Raw genomic sequence first — 20,006 nt, 5'->3', positions numbered from 1 at the left:
CCACGCTTTGCGATCGCGATACCTCCCGACCCGCTCTCCACGGGCCCCGGCCGCGCGGAATCGGCCACGGGCAAAGACTTCCTCAACCCGTCGCGACTGCTCCGAATGCCTGACGGACGAAACGGACCTATCGTGCTGGCATGGAGCACGATCTGAGCCCCGCCACCCTCGCCGAGCTGCGGCGCCCCCGCCCCTATCCGGCGGTGTCGGTGCTGACCCCGACCCACCGCCGCGAACCCGGCAACACCCAGGACCCGGTACGGCTGCGCAACGCGGTCGCCGAGGCCAGGAAGCGACTGGAGGCCGACCCGGCGGTCACCCGGGAGCGTCGCGCCGAGGTCGAACGGCAGCTCGACCGGGCGCTCGCCGAGATCGACCCGGCGCACGCCGAGGACGGACTGGCGATCTTCGCCGCGCCCGGCGAGCACCAGGTGTGGACCCTCGCCCGGACCGTGCCCGAACGCGTGGTCCTCTCGGACACCTTCCTGACCCGCAACCTGGTCGCCGCGCACACCGCCGAGCGGCCCTACTGGGTGCTCTCGGTCGCCGCCGACCACGTCACCCTGTGGAACGGCGGTACCGACCGCGTCGTCGAGGAGCGCGCCGACGGCTTCCCGATGACCAGGGAGCCGGCGGACTTCGACCCCGAGCGCATGGAGCGGATCGGGGACGCGCCGAGCACCTTCCGCGACGAGGGCACCCGCCAGTTCCTGCGGGACGCCGACACCGCGCTGGCCCGGCTGCTGCGCACCCGTCCGCGCCCGCTGTACGTCACCGGCACGGAGGCCGCCCTGGCCCTGCTCCGGGAAGCGGGCGACGCCGCCCGGGGCGCGGTGCACGTGCCGCACGGTGGTCTCGCGCACGGCACCCCGGAGGCCGTGTGGCAGGCGGTGCGGCCGCTGCTCGCCGCCGAGGCCCGGCGGGCCGCCGAGGTGGTGACCGGCGAGCTGGATTCGGCCCGCGGCCGGCGGGAGTTCGCGGCCGGGGTCGACGAACTGTGGCAGAGCGCCCTGGCCGGCCGGGTCCGGCTGCTCGCCGTCGAGGAGAACTACCGGACCACCGTGGTGGACGCCGGCGATCACCTGGAACCGGCCGGTCCCGGCGACCTCGACGCCCGCGAGGACATCGTGGACGAGATCGTCGAACGGTGCCTGGAGACCGGCGCCGAGGTCCGCTTCGTCCCCGACGGCACCCTGCGGGACGCGGACGGCATCGCCGGAGTGCTGCGGTACTGAACCCCGCGACGGCCGTGGCACCCTGATCGCGCGCGGCACGCGACCGGGAGGAGCCGACGGGACATGGGACGAACACTGGGTGTGGCGGTGCTGGGCGCCGGACACATGGGCGCCGATCACATACGGCGCCTGGACCGGGCGGTGAGCGGCGCCCGGGTGGTGGCCGTCGCCGATCCCGACGCCGAGCGGGCCGCGGCGGCGGTCGCCGGACGGGAGGGCGTCGCGGTCCGCACCGACGCCGAGGCCGCGCTGGCCGCGCCCGGTGTCGAGGCGGTGCTGATCGCCTCCCCCGGCGAGGCGCACGAGGCGGCGCTGCTGGCCGCCTTCGCCCGCGGTCTGCCGGTGCTGTGCGAGAAGCCGATGGTGCCCGACTCGGCGGGCGCGCTGCGGGTGGTGGAGGCCGAACTCCGGCTCGGCAGACGACTGGCCCAGATCGGCTTCATGCGGCGCTACGACACCGAGTACGCGCGGCTCAAGTCGTTGCTGGACGACGGGCGGCTGGGACGCCCGCTGATGCTGCACTGCGTGCACCGCAACGTCTCCTCGCCGCCGCACTTCACCTCCGCGATGCTGGTCAACAGCTCCGTCTCGCACGAGATCGACGCCGCCCGCTGGCTGCTGGGGCAGGAGTTGGCCGCGGTGAGCGTGCACCGGCCGCGGCCGTCCGCCGGCGCGCCCGCCGGGCTGCTCGACCCGCAGTTCGTGCTCTTCGAGACCGACCGGGGCGTCCTGGTCGACGTGGAGGTCTTCGTCAACTGCGGCTTCGGCTACCAGGTCCGCTGCGAGGCCGTCTGCGAGGCGGGCAGCGCCCGGATCGGCGAGGAGCGCGGCATCGCCGTGACGGCCACCGGCGGGGTGCGCGAAGAGGTGCCGCAGGACTACCTCGTACGGTTCGCCGACGCCTACGACCGCGAGGTGCGCGCCTGGGTCGACGCCATGCGGCGCGGCCGGGTCACCGGACCGAGCGCCTGGGACGGCTACGCGGCGTCCGCGGTCGCCGAGGCCGGGGTCCGCGCCCTGGAGTCCGGCATCCGTACGCCCATCGCCCTCGCCCCGCGCCCGGATCTGTACGGGCCGCCCGGCACGCATCCGTTCGGCCCTCAACTCCCGTAGTACACCTACGCAATGGTTCAGCGCGCGAGCATGAGACAGGACCGGGCGAGTCACTCGCCCGGGACTATGGCATATGCCGAAGGCACCGCCGTATCGTGTGTCGCCAAATCCCTTACAGCGCGTCGCGGGCTGTGCAACAGTCGTTACGTCGCCCGCGCCCGCACCGTCCTGGCCCTGGTCGTACCGTCTGCACACCGGAGTGCGTCATGCCGTCCCATCTCTCCGCGGACCATCCCTCCGCGCAGCCGTCCGGACACGGCTCGGTGGAGGCGCTGATATCGCAGACGCGGCGGCTCAAGGGCGAGGTGGACGCGGTGCGGCGCGGCGCGCGCCGGGACGGCGCCGATGCCCGGGGCCGCTGGCAGCGCGCCCTCTACGACCTGGCCCTGCACCAACTCGACGACCTCGACCAGCACTTGGCACAGTTGCGCGACGGCCCGCCGCCGAGATCGGCGCCCCGGGCGGGTTCGCTGCTCAGCCGGGTCGGCAGCGCGGAGTGGAACCTGCTGACGGACGCCGCCGACTGGTCCCCGGAGCTGTACCGGATCCTCGGCCGCGACCCCGCCGCCGCCCCGCTCACCCTGGACGAACTGCCCTCCGCCGTGCTGGCCGAGGACCGCCCGAAGCTGACCGCGATGGTCACCGGCTGTCTGGTCGACGCGCGGCCGATCGACGGCGAGTTCCGTGTCGTACGGCCGGACGGCGCGGTGCGGACCGTGCACATGATGGGCGAGCCCGTGCTCGACGCGCACGGCAGCACCGCCTCGATGTGGGCGGTGCTGCGCGACGTGAGCGAACTGCGGCGCAGCCAGCGGGCGGTGCACGAGACCCGCGACCGGCTCCCCCGGGCCGCGGACGGCGCGCGGGCGGCCGCCCCGCCGCTGTCCCGCGCGGCCGGCCTGGAGGTGGCCGCCGCGGTGCCGCCGGAGTGTGCCGGACCGGCCGGCCCCCTGTGGTGCGACGCCTGCGAGATCGCGGACGGCGAGACCTTCCTGAGCGTCGGTTCACTCACCGTCCCCGGCCCCGACCCCGGCCCGGACGGCGCACCGGACACCGCGCTGCTGGCCGGCACCCTGCGCGGCCTGGCGCTGGCGGGCCTGGCCCCCGGACCGCTGCTCGACCGGCTCGCCCGGCTGCCCGGCGGAGCCGGCCGGCCCGTCCTGGCCGGCGCCCTGTGCTGCGCCTACCGGGCCGCCGACCGCACGCTGGTGTGGGCGCACACCGCGAGCCCCGCCCCGCTGCTCTTCCGCGGCGGAACGGGGCGGGTGCTCGGCCCCCGGACCGAGGAGCCCCTCGAAGCCGGTGACCTGCTGCTGCTGCCCACTCACACGGTGCCGGCCCATCGCCTCCTGGCCCTGGCCCCCCGGCTGGCCGAGGCGGACTCGGCGCGCGAGGGCGCGGCGCTCGTGGCACGGGAGTGCGGCGGACCGGACCCGGCCCGGCCGTGGGACACCGGATGTGTACTGGCCGCCCGGGTGCGGGCGTAGCGGAGCCGGAGCGGGCTACGCGGACGCGGCGCTGCCGGGCTTCCCCTTTCCCTTCGGCAGCGCCAGCCTGATCTCCTCCCGCAGTTGCTGGATCCTCGGGTAGCTCGTGTACTCGGCGGTCAGCCGGTACATCTGGCGCAGCCGGTCCCAGGTGCGGTGGGAGGAGTTCGAACCCATCGACATCAGGGCCAGCCGCGCGTAGCGGTCCGCCTGTTCGGGGTCGTCGGCGATGAAGCAGGCCGAGGCCATGGAGAGATGGTCGAAGATCTTCGACCGGCCGCGCTCCTCGGTCCGCAGGTCCAGGGCCTTGGCGGCGTAGTACTGGGCGTGCGCCGCCGCGCCCGGGTCGAACTCGGCCAGGGTGCGGTAGGCCAGGGCCGTCATGCCGTACAGGTCCTCGTCCGTGAAGAGCTGCATCCAGTCCGGCGGTTCGGTGTCGGCGCGGTCGGAGACGAACAGGTCCTCGGCCTGGCCGAGGGTGCGGCGCATCGCCTGGCCCTTGCCCATCGACGCCTGCGCCCACGCCTCGATGGTGTGGAACATGGCTTGGGTGCGCGGCAGCAGCCGCTCCCCCGAGCCGGAGGTGGCCAGTTTCATCAGGTCCAGCGCGTCGTCGGGCCGGCCCAGATGCACCATCTGGCGGGCCGCCCGGGACAGTGCCTCGCCGGCCCGCGGCCGGTCACCGCCCTCGCGGGCGGCGTGGGCGGCGATGAGGAAGTACTTCTGGGCCGTGGGTTCCAGACCGACGTCGTGCGACATCCAGCCGGCCAGGACGGCGAGGTTGGCGGCGACGCCCCACAGGCGCCGCTGGAGTGGGGACGGGTGGTGGTAGGCGAGCATGCCGCCCACCTCGTTGAGCTGGCCCACCACCGCCTTGCGCTGGAGTCCGCCGCCGCGGGCGGCGTCCCAGGCGCGGAACACCCCGACCGAGGCTTCCAGTTCCTCGATCTCCTGGAGCCCGATGGGGGCGGCCTCGTAGCGGTCGAACCCGGCGGGGTCGGCGGTGTACAGGGGTCGGTCGAGGTCGGGAGCGTCGGCAGCGAGTGCAGGGTCGGTGTGCAGCCAGTCGTGCATGGCGCCGCTGAGTGCGGATCCCGCGGCGAGCGCGGCGCCCGCGCCCACCAAGCCGCGTCGGTTGAGCATGAGGTCCATTCCCGTGAATTCGGTGAGGACCGCGGCGGTCCGCTCGGGCGCCCACGGCACTCCGTCGGGATGTTCCTCGCTCCCGCCGCCCTGCCGTCTCCCCGCGCGCCCGTGGCGGACCAGACCGAGATCCTCGATGGTCACGACACGGCCGAGACGCTCGGTGAACAGCACCGCCAGCACCCGCGGCACCGGATCGCGCGGGATCTCTCCCGTGTCGATCCACCGCCGCACCCGCGAGGTGTCGGTCGCCAGCTGGAGGTGGCCCATGGCCGCCGCCTGCCGGTTGACCAGTCTCGCGAGTTCGCCCTTGGACCAGCCGGCCAGGCCGAACAGGTCCGAGAGCCGGGTGTTGGGTCGTCCGCTCACGTCAAGCCCCCAGGTTCTCGGCTGAGTTGACAGTAGCCCGGGGAGAGTTGCCGGGCGACTATTCGCCAGGGTTCGCCAGGGTTCGCCAGATGGTGTGCCAGGGCCGCCCGGGTGTCAGGTAGGAACCGCGTCACCCCGACTTGGCCGCCGCCGGGACACTCCCCAGGGTGGCCCGCGGCGGCCGGTCGGGCGGCGCGCCCCACGCACCCGACCCATCAGCACAGCACGCACAGCACGCACAGCAGGAACACGAAGGGATCTGTCTCGCCCATGTACGCAGCATCGTCCTCCGTGTCCGCCCCGGCCCGGCCCCCGCACGCCCGCCCGGCGGGCGGCGGCCCCTACCTGGCCCCGCCGCGGCCGACGGCCCCCGTCCTCGGACCGGGCAGGGCACGGCGCGCCACCGGGCCGGGTACTCCACCACTCAGCGGGAGAATCGACCTGTCCGGCCCCCAGGGCGCCCAACTCCGCGCCGCGATCGCCGCCGTGCACCGGATCTGCCCGGAGTTCTCGCCGGTCCAGGTGCTGCGGCGCAGCGGACGGTCGGTCCTGCTGGTCGGCAGCACCGGACGCAACACGGCCGTCGCCAAGTGTCTGCTGGACCACTCGCCCGCGTGGGCGGAGCGGATCCGGCACGAAATAGCTGCCTACCGCTCGTTCGTCCGGCACCGCCCGCCGGCCCGGGTGCCGAGGCTGATCGCGGCGGACCCGGACAACTGCACGCTGGTGATCGAGCGGATGCCGGGACGGCCGGCCGCCGTGCAGCGGCATCCGGTGCAGGCCCCGCCGCGGGCGGACATCAGGGCGGCGCTCGGCGCGATCTGCCGGCTCAACGCCTGGCGTCCGCCGGCCGGTACCTTCGACGCGCCCCTGGACTACGCGGCCCGGATCTCCCGTTACCACGAGCTGGGGCTGCTCACCGACCGGGATCTGGGTGACCTGCAGAAGCTGCTGCACGGCATCGCCCACGCGGCCGGGCGGCACGGCATGGGCCAGTTCTGCCACGGCGACGCGCTGCTGTCGAACATCCTCATGTCACCGGCCGGTCCCGTGCTGGTGGACTGGGAGTACGCGGGCTGGTATCTGCCGGGCTACGACCTGGCGACGCTGTGGTCGGTGCTGGGGGACGCGCCCGGGGCCCGGCGGGGGATCAGCCAGATCGCCCAGTCGGCGGGCCCGGCCTCGCGGGACGCGTTCCTGGTCAACCTGATGCTGGTGCTGACCCGGGAGATCCGTACCTACGAGACGGCCGTACAGCGCTCGATGCGGGACGCGGCGCCGGCCGCTCCCGGCCCCGCGGGGGCCGCGCCGGCCGGTGAGGAACAGCGGCTGCTGCTGCGGCGGTTGCACGACGACTGTCAACTGGCCCGCCGTGCGGTGCGGGCCGCGGTCGGCACGCGCTGACAAGGACGGCGGGTCGGCGGCGCGCGCACCGGAGCGGGCCGCCGACCCGGCGGCTTCGGCCACGGGGGCATGATTGACGGATCGTCGGACCGCGGGTACCACTGACGCACGTCCGGTCCCGCACTCCCCGGGCGCCCCATGTCCCAGGAGGCCGTCTTGCGAGGATCCGTCCCCCTTCCGCGCGGCAGACGCCGTCGTGTCCTGCCGGTCGCGGCGGTACTGCTGCTGCCGCTGCTCGGCGCCGCGCCGCCCACCGGCCCGCCGTCCGCCGCCGTATCCGCCACCGCCGCCGCGCCGGACGGGCTCCAGCGGGCGTTCGCCGCCGCCGCGACCGAGTACCGGGTGCCGGGGAGCGTGCTGCTGGCCGTCTCCTACCTCCAGTCCCGCTGGGACGCGCACGGCGGTGCGCCGAGCGTGACCGGAGGGTACGGCCCGATGCATCTCACCGACGCCGCCACCGCCCTGGCCGGTTCCTCCGAGCACCAGGCCGAGGGCACCGAGGATCCGCGCGGCGACGACGCCCGTCCCGCGCTGCGTCCGCGGGCGGCGGTTCCGGACACCGCCGCCCGGCCGGCCCGGCTGTCCACCCTGCCGGCGGCGGCCGAGCTGACCGGGCTGGGCGGCGCCGCGCTGCGCACCGACCCGGCCGCCAACGTGGCCGGCGGGGCCGCGCTGCTGGCCGCCGCCCAGCGGGACCTCGGCGAGCCGCTGAGCGCCGACCCGGGAGACTGGTACGCGGCGGTGGCCCGGTTCTCCGGCGCGGACGACTCCGCGACCGCGGCGGCCTACGCGGACGACGTGTTCGCGCTGATCCGGGACGGCGCGCGGCGCACGACCGACGCCGGTCAGCGGGTCGCCCTGGCCGCGCGGCCGGACGTGGTGCCGGAGACCGGGCAACTGGCCCGCGCCGGGCTGCGGACCGCCTCGGCGGCCGGCACCGAGTGCCCGGCCACGGTCTCCTGCGAGTGGATACCGGCGCCCTACGAGGAGTTCGGGGACGGCGACTACGGCAACCACGACCTCGCCGACCGGCCCGCCTCGCAGCGCATCCGGTACATCGTCGTGCACGACACCGAGGGCGCCTGGGACGGCGTACTGAACCTGGTGCGGGACCCGGCCTACGTGTCCTGGAACTACACGCTGCGCTCCACCGACGGCCACATCGCCCAGCACGTGAAGGCGCGGGACGTCGCCTGGCACGCGGGCAACTGGTACGTCAACGCGGGCTCGGTCGGGCTGGAGCACGAGGGGTTCCTGGCCGATCCGGACGCCTGGTACACGGAGGCGATGTACCGGTCCTCGGCCCGGCTGGTGAAGTACCTGGCGAAGAGGTACGGCATCCCGCTGGACCGGCAGCACATCCTCGGCCACGACAACGTGCCCGGCCCGACCGCCGCCGGCGTCCCCGGCATGCACACCGACCCGGGCCCGTACTGGGACTGGGCGCACTACTTCGAGCTGCTGGGCAAGCCCGTCCGGCCGACCGCCGGGAAGCACGCCGGCATCGTCACGATCCGCCCGGACTACGCGGCCAACCGGCCGGTGTACACGGGCTGCGAGAGCGCCGGTGAGCCGTGCGCGGCGCACGGCTCCAGCGAGGTGCGGCTGTACTCCGACCACTCCGAGGACGCGCCCCTGATCAAGGACATCGGCCTGGGCACGACCCCGACCACCGGGGTGAACGACCTGTCCTCCCGGGTGTCCACCGGCCAGCAGTACGCGGTGGCCGACCGGTGGGGCGAGTGGACGGCCATCTGGTACCTGGGGCAGAAGGCGTGGTTCCGCGATCCGCCGGCCGAGCCGGCCGCGGTGCCCGCGAAGGGCGTCACGGTGACGGCGAAGGACGGCGCGGACAGTGTCCCGGTGTACGGGCGGGCCTATCCGGAGGCGTCGGCCTATCCGGCGGGGGTGCCCGTGCAGACGGTGTCCCCGCTGCCGTACCGGCTGCCCGCGGGCCAGAAGTACGTGGTCGGTGACGAGGTGCCCGGCGAGTACTACTACGCGGTCACCTTCACCGAGGACGCGCACCGGGTGGTGCGGGGCGCGGACCGGTACTACGAGATCCAGTACGGCCACCGGGTGGCGTACGTCCGCGCCGCCGACGTCGAGGTCGTCCGCTAGGGGGCTCGGCCTCAGCCCTGCTGGAACAGCTCCGCCGGGAGCGGTTTCAGCAGGGCGTACAGGTCGTCGGTGATGGGGCGGTCCCAGGCGGCGATGGTGACCAGCACGTTGTCGCTGCGGTCGAACTGCACGCAGGAGATCCGGCTCTCGGAGAGCTTGAGGCGGCGCACGATCAGCAGGTTGTCGCCCTGCATCACCGGGGTGTCCTCGGTGCCGGCGACGGTCACCTCCTCGTCGTTCTCCAGGGCCAGCAGGAGCTGCGCCACCTCGAACGGGATCTCGCCCTCGGGGACCTCGCGGGCCGGGGAGCCCTCCGGCAGATTGCCGATGATCATCGCGGGGCCGCGGCCGCCGAACAGGTCGTAGCGCAGGAACACGCCCTGGCAGCTGCCGTCCGGGGCGGGCAGCAGGCCGGCGCCCAGATTGCCGGGCCAGTCGCCCGGGTCCATGGCCAGTACGTCGAAGTCGGGCCCGGCGGGCGTGGCGCTGCGGCGGCGGAGGAACGACATGCGCCCATGGTACGTGGTCGCGCCCGACCGGCTCGGCGCCGAGGGCCCGTTCGGGGCGGGCCCGCCAGGGGCGCGGGGTCAGTCCTCCGGCGGTGCGGGCGGCACCACCGCGACCGGGGCCGCGGCGTGCAGCAGGACGGCGTGGGCGACCGAGCCCATCATCCGGGCCGGCGCCAGCAGCCGTCGCCGGTGGCGGCCGACGACGACCAGGCCGGCGTCCTGGGAGGCGGCGACGAGGTTGCCGGCGGCGTCGCCGGGCACGGCCTGCGTCTCGGCCCGGACGCCGGGGTGCCGGCCGCGGTGCGGGGCGAGCAGGCCGTCGGCGAGCACCCGGGTCTCGCTGGCCACGGCGACCTCGTCGATCACCGGGGCCACCACCTGCCCCGGGGGTGCCATCCAGGTCTGCACGGGCCACGGATAGGCGGCGATCACCTGGAGGCGGGCGTCGCGCAGCGCGGCCTCGGTGAAGGCGAAGTCGAGCGTGGCCTCGTCGGGGCTGTCGACGTGCAGTCCGACGACCACCCGGGGGCCGGGTTCGGCCGGGGCGGCGGTGTGCACCTCGCGGCCGGGGCGGGGCACCACGACGACGGGGCACTCCGCGTCGCGGGCGGCGGCCAGCGAACTGGAACCGAGCAGCAGACTGGCGAAGCCGCCGCGGCCCCGGGAGCCGAGCACCAGCAGCTGGGCCTCGGCGCCGAGTTCGGGCAGGGCGGCGGCGGGGACGCCCTCCAGGCCGAGGAATTCGGCGTCCGGCCCGCCGCCGGCTTCCCGCAGGCGGGCGCGGGCCCGGTCGAGGACGGGGTCGTCGTCCGGGTCGGGGGGCGGGCCGACGGCCAAGGCGTCGGGCTGGGCCCAGGCGGCGTACTGCCGCACATGTGCCACCCGCAGCGGGGCGGCACGTCTGCGGGCGGCGTCGTGGGCCCAGTCCAGGGCGCGCAGACTGTCGTCCGAACCGTCGATCGCGGCGACGACCGGCAGGGTGCTCATGGTTCCTCACCTCCGGGGGATACGGCCTTCCCCTCCGGGCCAGCCTGGCGCAGCGCCGGTCCCGCGGGTGTGCTCGAGGTCGCGTGTCCGGAAATCGGGGCGGAACACCACCCTCGGGCGCGGACGGCCGGCCCGTCCGCGCCGCCGGGCGTCAGGTGAGGTCGAACTCCCCTTCCCGCGCTCCCGACACGAAGGCCCCCCATTCGTCGGGGGTGAAGATCAGGGAGGGGCTTTCCGGGCGGGCACTGTTGCGCATGGCGATGAAGCCCTCGACGAAGGCGATCTGGACATCGCCCCGGCCGCGGCTGCTGGACTGCCAGTGCGCTTTGCTGAGGTCCAGCTCCGGCTTGTCCCAGCCGATGAGCGGGCGCTGGTGGGTGGTGGTCTCGGCCACGTCCGTGCTCCTCCCGATACGTCGTCCGCGGTCAGCCTAGCGATCGGGTCGGACCGCCAACAGGCCATCCGGGCAGGACCTTTCGGGAGGAGGTCGGTCCAGCCGGCGGCTACTGGTCGAAGATGGCTTTCTGCACCTCGTTCGGCCCGTCGAAGCTGTCCTTCCGCATGCCGTCGAGGCGGCTGACGACCTTGTCGTCGGCCTTGTTCTCGCGGGCACGGTCGACGAGCGACTTCTTGTCCGTCGGGTAGTCCGCGCCCCGCAGGGCCTTCTGAAGGTCGATGGGGCTGAGGTCAGCCATGATGGTCTCCTCACTGTGCGGACACACGTTCGGGAACGTGCGCGGAATGTCTGTTATGTCGCGGTACCCGTTCCGTCGCGGGGCATGCTTCAGGAGGCCGGGCGCTCCAGTACGGCCCTGGCCGCGTTGTGTCCGGGGACGCCGCTCACGCCGCCGCCGCGGACCGCGCCGGCGCCGCACAGCAGGACGTTCGGGTGCGGGGTCTCGACGCCCCAGCGGCCGGTGCCGTCCTGGGTGTGGGGCCAGGCGAGCTCGCGGTGGAAGATGTTGCCGCCGGGCAGCCGGAGGTCGCGTTCCAGGTCCAGCGGTGTCTTCGCCTCGATGCAGGGGCGGCCGTCCGCGTCGGTGGCCAGGCAGTCGGCGAGCGGCTCGGCGAGGTGGGCGTCGAGCTGGGCCAGGGTCGCCCGGAGCAGTTGCTCCTTCACGGTGTCGTGGTTCCCGGCCCGGGTGAAGAGCCGGGCCGGGGTGTGCAGGCCGAACAGGGTGAGCGTGTGGTGGCCCCGGGCGGCGAGGTCCGGGCCGAGGATCGTCGGGTCGGTGAGCGAGTGGCAGTAGAGCTCCGCGGGCGGGGCGGCGGGCGCCACGCCGGCCGCCGCCTGGGCGTGGGCGGTGGCCAGTTGCCGGTAGCCCTCGGCCACGTGGAAGGTCCCGGCGAACGCCTCTTGGGGGTCGACCGCCGGGTCGCGCAGCGCGGGGAGCCGGGTGAGCAGCATGTTCACCTTGAGCTGCGCGCCCTCGGCGGGCGGCGGCGGCGCGGCGCCGGTCAGCTCCGCCAGGGCCCGCGGGGAGGCGCCGACCAGGACGTGCCGGGCGGCGGCGGTGCCCTCGCCGTCCGCCGTGCGCCAGGTGACCTCGGCGGTCCGCCCGTCGGTGTCGATCCGGACGGCCTCGTGCCCGGTGGCGAGCACGGCGCCGGCGGTGCGGGCGGCGGCCGCCAGCGCGTCGGTGAGCGCGCCCATGCCGCCGACCGGCACGTCCCAGGCGCCGGTGCCGCCGCCGATCACGTGGTAGAGGAAGCAGCGGTTCTGTTTGAGGGACGGGTCGTGGGCGTCGGCGAAGGTGCCGATCAGGGCGTCGGTGAGGACGATGCCGCGGACCAGGTCGTCGGCGAAGCACGCCTCGACGGCGATCCCGATCGGCTCCTCGAACAGGGCCCGCCAGGCGGGCTCGTCGTCGACGCGGCGGCGCAGTTCGGCGCGGGTGGGCAACGGCTCGGTGAGGGTGGGGAAGACGCGGCGGGCGACCCGGCCGGTCATGGCGTAGAACCGCTGCCAGGCCGCGTACTCGCGCTCACCGCCGGTCAGCCGGGCGAAGGAGGCGCGGGTGCGCCGTTCGTCCCCGCCGACCAGCAGCCCGGTGGACCGGCCGGCGCGCTCCACGGGGGTGTACGAGGAGACGGTACGGGGCCGGCGGCGGAAGTCGAGGCCGAGGTCCCGGACGATCTTCGTGGGCAGCAGGCTGACCAGATAGGAGTAGCGGGACAGCCGGGCGTCGACGCCGGCGAACGGACGGGTGGAGACGGCCGCGCCCCCGGTGCGGTCCAGCCGCTCCAGCACCAGGACCGACCGTCCGGCACGGGCCAGGTAGGCGGCGGCGACCAGGCCGTTGTGCCCCGCGCCGACGATGACGACGTCATATCGGCGCGTGCCCCTGCCGGGGGGCCGGTGCGTGGTCATGGCTCTTGGTAGCACGCGGGGGGCGGTGCCGCCAGAAGGCCATCGGCAGCGCCGCGGGTGAGCTGTGCCGGGGCACGGCACACCGCCGGCGGGCGGGCCGGGACCGGGCGGCCCACCCGGACCGGGGCCCAGGCCGGGAGGCGCGAGACCGGGGGCCGCCGGGCGACCGCCCCCGCGTGGAACACCCCTGCCAGCCGGCCCCCAGCCACCCCGGGCCGACCCGCGCTCAGCGGCGCCGGACGCACGCGCCTCGCGGGAGCGGTCAGGCCACGGGGTGAGCAGGGCCCCGGCCCGAAACCGGGGGCTGAGCGGGCGGCCCGCAGTATGCCGCCGGCCGGGCAGCCCGGCACCCGAAACCGCCGGGCGACCGCCCCCGCGTGGGACACCGCGACCCGCGGGACCGCGCCGCGGGACACTCCGGCCACCCCGGGCCGACCCGCGCTCGGCGGCGCCTGACGCACGCGCCTCGCGGGAGCGGGGTGGGCGGTGTCGGGCGTGTCTCGCCGGGGCGGTGGCCGTGCTGGTTGCCGTCAGCCGTCGACCGTCCTCGGGGTCTTTCGGCGCCCCGGCGGAAGTACCCCCTGGTACAGCTTCGCCGCCTCGGTGGTGCGGCCCAGTTGGGCCAGGCAGTGGGCCTCGTCGTCGCGGGCGGCGGCGGTGTCCGGGTGGGCGGGGCCGAGAACCCGCTCGCGGGTGTCGGTCACGTGGCGGTACTCGGTCAGCGCGGCCTCCCAGCGGCCCAGCCAGCCCAGGCCGACGGCGACCTCGCGGTGGCTGACCAGGGTGTCGGGGTGGTCGGGGCCCAGGACGCGGGCCCGGGCCGCGGCCACCGCGCGGGACTCGGTGAGCGCCTCCTCCCAGCGGCCGAGCCGGCCGAGGTTGACGCCGATGCCGTGCCGGGCGCGCAGGGTCTCGGGGTGGCCGGCGCCCAGGACGCGGGCGCGGTCGCCGGCCAGGGCGCGGTAGAGGCTGAGGGCCTCGGCGCTGTGGCCGAGGCGGCCCAGGCTGATGCCGGTCTCGTAGCGGGCGGCGAGGGTGTCGGGGTGGTCGGCGCCCAGCGCCCGGGCGCGCGCGTCGGCGACGTCCCGGTAGGTGGCGAGCGCCTCCTGCCAGCGGTCCAGCTGGCCGAGCGCGTACGCCACCTCGTAGCGGGTGACGAGCGTGTCGGGATGGTCCGGGCCGAGGACCCGGGCGCGGGTTTCGGCGACCTCGTGCGCCATGCGGTGGGCCTCGGCCCAGCGGCCGAGCCGGCCGAGGCTGAAGGCGAGGTTGTGCCGGCAGCGCAGGGTGCCGGGGTGGCCGGCGCCCATCGTGCGCTCCCGGGCGACGAGCACGGCGGCGTACACCTGGTGGGCGTCGGCGTGCCGGCCCAGCCGTCCCAGGACGTACGCCATCTCCTGGCGGACGGCGAGGGTGTCGGGGTGGTCGGGACCGAGCACGCGGATCCTGGCCTCGGCCACCCGCTTGTAGGCGCTCAGGGCGTCGGCGGGGCGTCCGGTGCGGCTGAGGACGAAGGCGGCCTCGTAGTGACTGGCGAGGGTGTCGGGGTGGTCGGGACCGAGCAGCCCGGCGCGGGCGTCGGCGACCGCCCGGTGCACCTCGCCGGCCTCGGCCCAGCGGCCCTGCCGGCCCAGCCGCAGCCCCGCCTCGTGCCGGGCGGCCAGGGCGGTGGCGCTCTCCGGCATGGTCTCTGGCCTGCTCTCCGGCGCGCTCTGCGGCATGGTCTCCGGCGGCGAGTGGGACGGCCGGTCGCCGGCCTGGTCGACGGAGTGGCGCGGGGGCCACGCGCGGGAGGGCCCGCCCGCCCCGCCCGCCGCTTCACCCGGGCCGGGCACCCCCGGAGCACTGCCCACCACGCCGCTCACCGCATCGCCCGAGCCGGATCCCCCGAGGCCGTCACCCGCCGTCCGGACACCGGGTGCCGCGCCCCCCGAAGTGGCCGCCTCCGGGGGGTCGCCCGTCCCCCGCGAGTGCGTCCAGGACGGCGGGCCCGCCGCGCGGCCGGCCGGCTGGGGGGTGCGCGGGTGGGGGGTGACGGCGGTCGGCAGGTATGACGGGGCGGCGCGGCCGGCCGTGATCCGGCGGCCCAGTTCCCGGGCGTCGTCCGGGCGGTGCTCGGGCCGTTTGGCCAGCAGGTCCAGGATGATCCGCTCCAGGTAGCGGGGCAGGTCGGGCCGGTGGCTGCGGGGCGGGCGGGGCGGGGTGTCGCGGTGGCCGACCAGGACCGCCCACGGGTCGTCGAGGTCGAACGGCGGCACCCCGGTGGCCAGTTCGTACAGCACGCAGCCCAGCGAGTACAGGTCGCTGCGCCGGTCCACCTCGGTGCCGCCGATCTGCTCCGGGGACATGTAGTGCGGCGTGCCCATGGCGATGCCGGTGCCGGTGAGCCGGGCGGTGAAGCCCACGTCGTGGCCGAGCCGGGCGATGCCGAAGTCGCAGATCTTCACCGTGCCGTCGGCCAGCCGCACGATGTTGGCCGGTTTCAGGTCCCGGTGCACGATGCCCTGCTCATGGGTGTAGGCCAGCGCGGCGGCGACCTGCTCGGCGATGTCCACGACATCGGTGACCGGCAGCGGGTGGTGCTTGTTGTCCTCCAGCAGCTGGCTGAGGTTGCGGCCCTCCAGCAGCTCCATGACCAGGAACAGCACGCCATCGCAGTCACCGAAGTCGTGCACCACGGTCACCCCGCGGTGCTGGAGCGCGGCGGCCACCCGGGCCTCCCGGCGGAACCGCTCCCGCAGCACCCGCGTGAACGACGGGTCCTCGCGCGTCGCGAGCGGCTTGAGGCACTTGACGGCGACCCGGCGGCCCAGCGACTCGTCCCGGGCCCGCCACACCTCCCCCATGCCGCCGCGTCCGATCAGATCGAGCAGCCGGTACCGGCCCTGGATCAGCGTGCTGTCCCCCACAGACCCCATGGATCCCATAGAAGCGCGCCCCCGTCGCTGTCGCTCCGCCCTCCCCTGGCCGGTCCAGTATGGCGGTCTATGCGCCGACTTTGTACGGGGCCGGACGCGCCCCCGGTCCGAGGCGCTCCATGGCGGACAGGATGTGCTTCGGCGGCAGTTGCCAGCGCAGCCGGGCGGGCACCGAGCGCAGGACGATGCCGGTGCGCCGCAGGTGGCGGGTGACCGCGTCCGGGCCGGGCGCGGGCCTGCCGTACAGCTCGTGGGCGTACGGCGGCAGGGAGGCGTAGGCCAGGTGCGCCACCCGGTGCCACAGCAGCCGCCGGGCCGGGGTGAGCAGCGGGTGGACCGGCGGGCGGCGCAGGAAGTCGTCCACCTCGCGGGCCTCGGGGCCGGCGGCCAGTTCGGGCCGTACCTCTGTGAAGTAGGCGGCCAGCGCCGCCCGGTCGGCGGGCACGGTGGCGGGGTCGAGGCCGACCAGGCGGGCGCTGGTGCGGTGCTCGGCGAGGTAGCGGTCGGCCGCCCGGTCGGTGAGCGGGAATCCGGAGCGGCGCAGGACGTGCAGGTAGGAGCCGACCTCGGCGCAGTGCACCCAGCGCAGCAGCGCGGGTTCGTCGACGCCGTAGCGCTCCCCGGTGCCGGGGTCGGTGGCGCCGAGGTTGCGGTGGATGGCGCGGACCCGGGCGCCGGCCCGTTCGGCGGCCGCGGTGTCGCCGTAGGTGGTGGTGCCGACGAAGCCGGCGGTGCGCAGCAGCCGCCCCCAGGCGTCCCGCCGGAAGTCGGAGTTCTGTAGCACGCCGCGCACGGCGCGCGGGTGCAGTGCCTGCAGCCACAGGGCGCGGATGCCGGCGATCCACATCATCGGGTCGCCGTGCGCCTGCCAGGTCACCGAGCCGGGCCCGAACAGCCCCGGGTCGCCCCGTACCGAGTCGTTCGTCGCGTTGGCGGTCATGGCGGGAGGCTAACGCCGTACCCCGGCCGTTCCCAGACCGGTCCGGGCGGCGTCTGCGCCGCGCGCGTCAGTGCAGCGTGTCGAGGAACGTGCCGCACGCCTTGGCGCAGTCCCGGCAGGCCGCGGCGCTGTCCTCGGCGCCCGGCTGCCGGTCGAAGACCTGCGCGCTCTCCAGGCACACCTGCCGGCACCACTCCAGCTGGACGCGTATCGCCTCCTCGTCCACCTGGGTCTGCTCGGACAGCACCCGGCAGGTGGCGTCGCAGACCTCGGCGCACATGATGCCCTTGCGGCGGACGAGTTCCTGGTTCTCCGTGCCGTCCGGGTCCACGAGGCTCGCCCGCAGCGCGCACACCCGGGCACATTCCGTGCATGCCTGTGCACATGCGAAGCGGTCCTCGAGGAACTGGAACAGCTCCTGCTGCGAGGTCGTCGATGTCGTGGAAGTCATGGAAGTCACACCGGGCGGGTTGCCGCCGAGGTCGGCGCCAAACCCGCCGGGCCCGGTGCCGCCAAGGGTTCCGGGCGGTTTTCCGCCGTCCGCCCCGGGCACTCGTGCACCCTCCGGAAACGACGAGGAACGGAGTGCACGACATGCCGGGACGACAGGAACTGCCGTCGACCCTGGAGCGGTCTCCGCGCCAGGCCCAGCGCACCTGGATCAAGGCACATGACTCCGCGGTGCAGGAGTACGGCGAGGGCGAGCGGGCGCACCGGGTGGCGTACGGCGCGCTGAAGCACACCTTCGAGAAGGTCGGCGACCACTGGGAGCGCAAGGAGGGCGGTCGCAAGGGCCCTTCCGACCCGCGGTCGGGCCGGCCCCGGGGGCAGGGCGGGCGCAGCGGCGAGGGGGTCGACGAGAAGGCCACCAAGCAGCATCTGTACGACGTCGCCAAGCGGCTCGGCGTCGAGGGGCGGTCGCGGATGTCGAAGCGGGAACTGCTCGACGCGATCCGCAAGGCGAACCGTTCGCAGACGCGATCGGCGCGGTCGAGCTGACCGGGCCGGCGAGGTTGGTGCCGAGGACCGGGGGTACTCGCCGCTCATGACTAGCGCATGGATGGAGACGGCCGCGACCAATGGCGCGATGAGCGTCGGGCTGATCGTGGCGGCTTTCGTGGTCGTGGCGCTGCTGATCGGCGCCTTCGCGATGGGCATCCGCGTCAAGCGCCGGGAGTCGCCGCCGCCGACCCCGGACGAGCAGCCGCGGATGCCCGCGGGCGGACCGGTCCGGGAGACCCAGGAGACCCGGTCGGCGGACGAGATGCCGCGCGGTGACGAGCGGATCCTGCCGCACGACCTCCATCATCAGAGCAGCCGCTCGGACCCGGGGCAGCCGCGGCGCCGCTGGGACGAGGGCAGCAGCGGTTCGTTCGGCAGCGGCGGACCGGGCGGCGGTCACTGACCGCACGGGGACGCGCGGCACCCCGGAGCGGCGGGGGCGAGCCGAAGACTGACCGAGGCTGACGGTCGCAGTTTCCGGTGCGGACGGCCGGGACCCCATGATCCGTGCCGCTGAAGAGGGAAAGGGCCCGCGCACGTGCGCGGGCCCTTCGCATGGGTGAAGGTCTCGCCGACCAACTGCCGGTAACAGCACACGTGTTGGCCCGTTTCCGTACTCCCGTTCACAGACTCGCCGGGGCTCCGGCAAAGTTTCGCCCCGTCGGTGAACGCCCATACCCTGCCCCTCGTCGGACTGGGGACGCGCCCCGCGCGCCCTCATGGCGTCGGAGAATGGGGGACGGCTCCGTGTACAGCGTCATCGTGGTACCACCGCCGGGCGGCGGCACCGGCGGGCAGTTGCGGATCGCCTGCGGTGAGCGGCTCGCGTTCGGCAGGGCAGCGGCCGGCGACGGCCTGACGATCGGGCACGAGGGGGTGCCCCGGGTCGCCGGGGAGATCACGGCGCAGGGGAACTTCTGGCTGCTGAGCAATCTCAGTGAGCACCAGACCTATGTGGTGGAGAACCCGGAGGGCGCGGGCGAACACATCAAGGTGACATCGGGCCGGCTCGAGGCGCCGGTGCCGTTCGAGTTCTCGCGCGTGGTCCTGCCCGCCGCGGGCGACCTGCTCGCCTTCGACGTGTGGGCGCCGCGGCACGTCTTCGGCAGTGTGGCCCGGCACGGTCTGACCGGACCGCTGACGGCCCCGGCGTTCACCCTGGACCGTACCAAGCGGTACTTCGCGGTGCTGACCGCCCTGTGCGAACCACGGCTGCGCGGTGCGCCGCACGCCCCGCTGCCGGTGGTCGAGGAACTGGTGGAGCGGCTGCGGCCGGTCTGGCCGGCGGTCAGCCGCTCGGTCGTCTACTGGAACATCGACTACCTGGCCGTCAAACTGCGGCTGCGGCCCGGTCCGGACGCGGCCGGGCCCGGCCGGCGGCTCAACGGCAAGAAGGAGTCGCTGGTCTCGCTGGCGCTCCGGTTCGACCTGGTCCGCGAGGACGACCTGACGGTGCTCGCCCCGGTCCCGGGCGAGGTGGTCCGATGACCGGGCAGCCGTACGCCGTGCGGGTCCCGCGGGGTTACCGGATCGGTTCCTGGGAGGTCCGCGAACCCCTCGCCTCCGGCGCGTTCGCCACGGTCTACGCGGGCGGCCGGGTCGGCGACGCCCGGCCCGGCGCGCCCCGCCGGGCGGCCCTGAAGTTCCTGCCCACCGGGACCCGTACTCCGCGTCAGCTCCGGCATCTGCGCGAACTGGCCGAACGGGAGGTGGAGTTACTGGGCCGGCTGCGTGCCCCGCGGCTGATCCGGATGTACGAGACGCTGACCGTCGACGACCCCGGTCACCCGGAGCTCGACGGCGCCACGGTCCTCGTACTGGAGCGGGCCGAGACGTCGCTGGACGCGGTACTGGACCGGGAGCCGCGGCCGGCGGCGGGGCCGGCGCTGCTCGCCCAGGTCTGCGAGGGTCTGCACCAGCTGCACCACGCGGGCTGGGTGCACGGGGACCTCAAACCCGCCAATGTGCTGCTGCTGAGCGACGGGGCGGTGCGGCTCGCCGACTTCAACATGGCCACCGAGCTGGAGGGCACCCACGGCTACGCGCCCGCCTTCGCGACGCCGGACTACACGCCGCCCGAGCTGCTCTGGCCGGAGATCGACGAGCGGGGCACGCGGGTGCGGCCCTCGGCCGACGTGTGGGCCTTCGGGGTGCTCGCCCACACCGTGCTGACCGGCACCTTCCCGCTGCCCGGCGGCACCGCGCAGGCCCGCTGCGCGGCGGCCACCCGGTACGCGCGCGGCGCGGAGGAGCTGCGGCTGTCCCCCGCGCTCCCGGACGCCTGGCGGCCGGTCGTCGCCGGCTGTCTCGCCCGCACCCACGCCGAACGGGTCGCCACCGAGGCCCTGTTGCGGCAGGTGGAGCGGGCGGCGGGCGCCGCTCCGTCGGCCCGGCTGCCGCGGCTGCG

General features: G+C 75.1%; 18 protein-coding genes. 9 read left to right on the top strand and 9 right to left on the bottom strand.

Going from position 1 to position 20,006, the window contains the following annotated elements; all coding sequences use genetic code 11:
- The first annotated feature begins 140 nt into the window (after positions 1–140).
- The 3 genes from AB0G32_RS23535 to AB0G32_RS23525 all read left to right on the top strand — a co-directional run bounded on the left by AB0G32_RS23535 (position 141) and on the right by AB0G32_RS23525 (position 3,835).
- Entirely contained in the window at positions 141–1,235 is a 1,095-nt protein-coding gene (locus AB0G32_RS23535; RefSeq protein WP_361166497.1) for a chemotaxis protein, read from the top strand.
- A gap of 63 nt (positions 1,236–1,298) precedes the next feature.
- Positions 1,299–2,348: a Gfo/Idh/MocA family oxidoreductase gene (locus AB0G32_RS23530; RefSeq protein ID WP_361166494.1), complete on the top strand. Its 1,050-nt coding sequence runs from the start codon at positions 1,299–1,301 to the stop codon at positions 2,346–2,348.
- A gap of 206 nt (positions 2,349–2,554) precedes the next feature.
- A complete protein-coding gene (locus AB0G32_RS23525) occupies positions 2,555–3,835 on the top strand; it encodes a PAS domain-containing protein (protein WP_361166491.1) in 1,281 nt (426 codons plus the stop codon).
- Positions 3,836–3,850: 15 nt separating this feature from the next.
- Here AB0G32_RS23525 and AB0G32_RS23520 read toward each other — a convergent pair whose 3' ends face one another.
- Positions 3,851–5,347 carry a hypothetical protein gene (locus tag AB0G32_RS23520; protein ID WP_361166488.1) on the bottom strand — a complete coding sequence of 499 codons (1,497 nt, stop codon included), beginning with the start codon at positions 5,345–5,347 and terminating at the stop codon, positions 3,851–3,853.
- A gap of 270 nt (positions 5,348–5,617) precedes the next feature.
- Between AB0G32_RS23520 and AB0G32_RS23515 the strand changes: the two genes are divergently transcribed.
- Entirely contained in the window at positions 5,618–6,751 is a 1,134-nt protein-coding gene (locus AB0G32_RS23515; RefSeq protein ID WP_361166485.1) for an aminoglycoside phosphotransferase family protein, read from the top strand.
- Between the two features lie 156 nt (positions 6,752–6,907).
- Positions 6,908–8,872 carry an N-acetylmuramoyl-L-alanine amidase gene (locus tag AB0G32_RS23510; RefSeq protein ID WP_361166482.1) on the top strand — a complete coding sequence of 655 codons (1,965 nt, stop codon included), beginning with the start codon at positions 6,908–6,910 and terminating at the stop codon, positions 8,870–8,872.
- Between the two features lie 11 nt (positions 8,873–8,883).
- Here AB0G32_RS23510 and AB0G32_RS23505 read toward each other — a convergent pair whose 3' ends face one another.
- The 8 genes from AB0G32_RS23505 to AB0G32_RS23470 form a co-directional block, all read right to left on the bottom strand.
- Positions 8,884–9,381, bottom strand: a complete 498-nt coding sequence (locus AB0G32_RS23505; protein ID WP_361166479.1) for a hypothetical protein — start codon at positions 9,379–9,381, stop codon at positions 8,884–8,886.
- Positions 9,382–9,459: 78 nt separating this feature from the next.
- The gene (locus AB0G32_RS23500; protein ID WP_361166476.1) at positions 9,460–10,368 is read right to left on the bottom strand and encodes a universal stress protein; all 909 of its coding nucleotides are present in this window, start codon (positions 10,366–10,368) and stop codon (positions 9,460–9,462) included.
- Positions 10,369–10,519: 151 nt separating this feature from the next.
- Positions 10,520–10,762, bottom strand: a complete 243-nt coding sequence (locus AB0G32_RS23495; protein ID WP_361166473.1) for a DUF397 domain-containing protein — start codon at positions 10,760–10,762, stop codon at positions 10,520–10,522.
- Positions 10,763–10,871: 109 nt separating this feature from the next.
- Positions 10,872–11,063: a DUF2795 domain-containing protein gene (locus AB0G32_RS23490; RefSeq protein WP_361166470.1), complete on the bottom strand. Its 192-nt coding sequence runs from the start codon at positions 11,061–11,063 to the stop codon at positions 10,872–10,874.
- Positions 11,064–11,152: 89 nt separating this feature from the next.
- The gene (locus AB0G32_RS23485; protein WP_361166467.1) at positions 11,153–12,739 is read right to left on the bottom strand and encodes an NAD(P)/FAD-dependent oxidoreductase; all 1,587 of its coding nucleotides are present in this window, start codon (positions 12,737–12,739) and stop codon (positions 11,153–11,155) included.
- A 530-nt stretch (positions 12,740–13,269) separates the two neighbouring features.
- Entirely contained in the window at positions 13,270–15,648 is a 2,379-nt protein-coding gene (locus AB0G32_RS23480) for a serine/threonine-protein kinase (RefSeq protein ID WP_361166759.1), read from the bottom strand.
- A 76-nt stretch (positions 15,649–15,724) separates the two neighbouring features.
- Positions 15,725–16,597: an oxygenase MpaB family protein gene (locus AB0G32_RS23475; protein ID WP_361166464.1), complete on the bottom strand. Its 873-nt coding sequence runs from the start codon at positions 16,595–16,597 to the stop codon at positions 15,725–15,727.
- Between the two features lie 67 nt (positions 16,598–16,664).
- A complete protein-coding gene (locus AB0G32_RS23470; protein WP_361166462.1) occupies positions 16,665–17,048 on the bottom strand; it encodes a ferredoxin in 384 nt (127 codons plus the stop codon).
- Positions 17,049–17,191: 143 nt separating this feature from the next.
- On the opposite strand from AB0G32_RS23470, the gene AB0G32_RS23465 reads away from it, so the two are divergent.
- The 4 genes from AB0G32_RS23465 to AB0G32_RS23450 form a co-directional block, all read left to right on the top strand.
- Positions 17,192–17,596, top strand: a complete 405-nt coding sequence (locus tag AB0G32_RS23465) for a ChaB family protein (protein WP_361166459.1) — start codon at positions 17,192–17,194, stop codon at positions 17,594–17,596.
- 46 nt (positions 17,597–17,642) lie between these two features.
- Positions 17,643–18,002, top strand: coding sequence for a DUF6479 family protein (locus AB0G32_RS23460; protein ID WP_361166456.1), 360 nt, complete (start codon positions 17,643–17,645; stop codon positions 18,000–18,002).
- A 344-nt stretch (positions 18,003–18,346) separates the two neighbouring features.
- Positions 18,347–19,087, top strand: a complete 741-nt coding sequence (locus AB0G32_RS23455; protein WP_361166453.1) for an FHA domain-containing protein — start codon at positions 18,347–18,349, stop codon at positions 19,085–19,087.
- The coding region (locus AB0G32_RS23450) for a serine/threonine-protein kinase (RefSeq protein WP_361166450.1) at positions 19,084–20,006 on the top strand (923 nt) is incomplete at its 3' end. The genes AB0G32_RS23455 and AB0G32_RS23450, both read left to right, overlap by 4 nt.

The organism is Streptomyces sp. NPDC023723 (genome assembly GCF_040639815.1).
Taxonomy (GTDB): Bacteria; Actinomycetota; Actinomycetes; order Streptomycetales; family Streptomycetaceae; genus Streptomyces.
This window is presented reverse-complemented; position numbering and strand designations above follow the sequence as displayed.

Excerpts from the sequence above, each read along its gene's own strand:
- AB0G32_RS23485 (WP_361166467.1), bottom strand. The coding sequence starts at position 12,739 with ATGACCACGCACCGGCCCCCCGGCAGGGGCACGCGCCGATATGACGTC.
- AB0G32_RS23500 (WP_361166476.1), bottom strand. The coding sequence starts at position 10,368 with ATGAGCACCCTGCCGGTCGTCGCCGCGATCGACGGTTCGGACGACAGT.
- AB0G32_RS23535 (WP_361166497.1), top strand. The coding sequence starts at position 141 with ATGGAGCACGATCTGAGCCCCGCCACCCTCGCCGAGCTGCGGCGCCCC.
- AB0G32_RS23530 (WP_361166494.1), top strand. The coding sequence starts at position 1,299 with ATGGGACGAACACTGGGTGTGGCGGTGCTGGGCGCCGGACACATGGGC.
- AB0G32_RS23490 (WP_361166470.1), bottom strand. The coding sequence starts at position 11,063 with ATGGCTGACCTCAGCCCCATCGACCTTCAGAAGGCCCTGCGGGGCGCG.
- AB0G32_RS23475 (WP_361166464.1), bottom strand. The coding sequence starts at position 16,597 with ATGACCGCCAACGCGACGAACGACTCGGTACGGGGCGACCCGGGGCTG.
- AB0G32_RS23515 (WP_361166485.1), top strand. The coding sequence starts at position 5,618 with ATGTACGCAGCATCGTCCTCCGTGTCCGCCCCGGCCCGGCCCCCGCAC.
- AB0G32_RS23525 (WP_361166491.1), top strand. The coding sequence starts at position 2,555 with ATGCCGTCCCATCTCTCCGCGGACCATCCCTCCGCGCAGCCGTCCGGA.
- AB0G32_RS23505 (WP_361166479.1), bottom strand. The coding sequence starts at position 9,381 with ATGTCGTTCCTCCGCCGCCGCAGCGCCACGCCCGCCGGGCCCGACTTC.
- AB0G32_RS23470 (WP_361166462.1), bottom strand. The coding sequence starts at position 17,048 with ATGACTTCCACGACATCGACGACCTCGCAGCAGGAGCTGTTCCAGTTC.
- AB0G32_RS23465 (WP_361166459.1), top strand. The coding sequence starts at position 17,192 with ATGCCGGGACGACAGGAACTGCCGTCGACCCTGGAGCGGTCTCCGCGC.
- AB0G32_RS23460 (WP_361166456.1), top strand. The coding sequence starts at position 17,643 with ATGACTAGCGCATGGATGGAGACGGCCGCGACCAATGGCGCGATGAGC.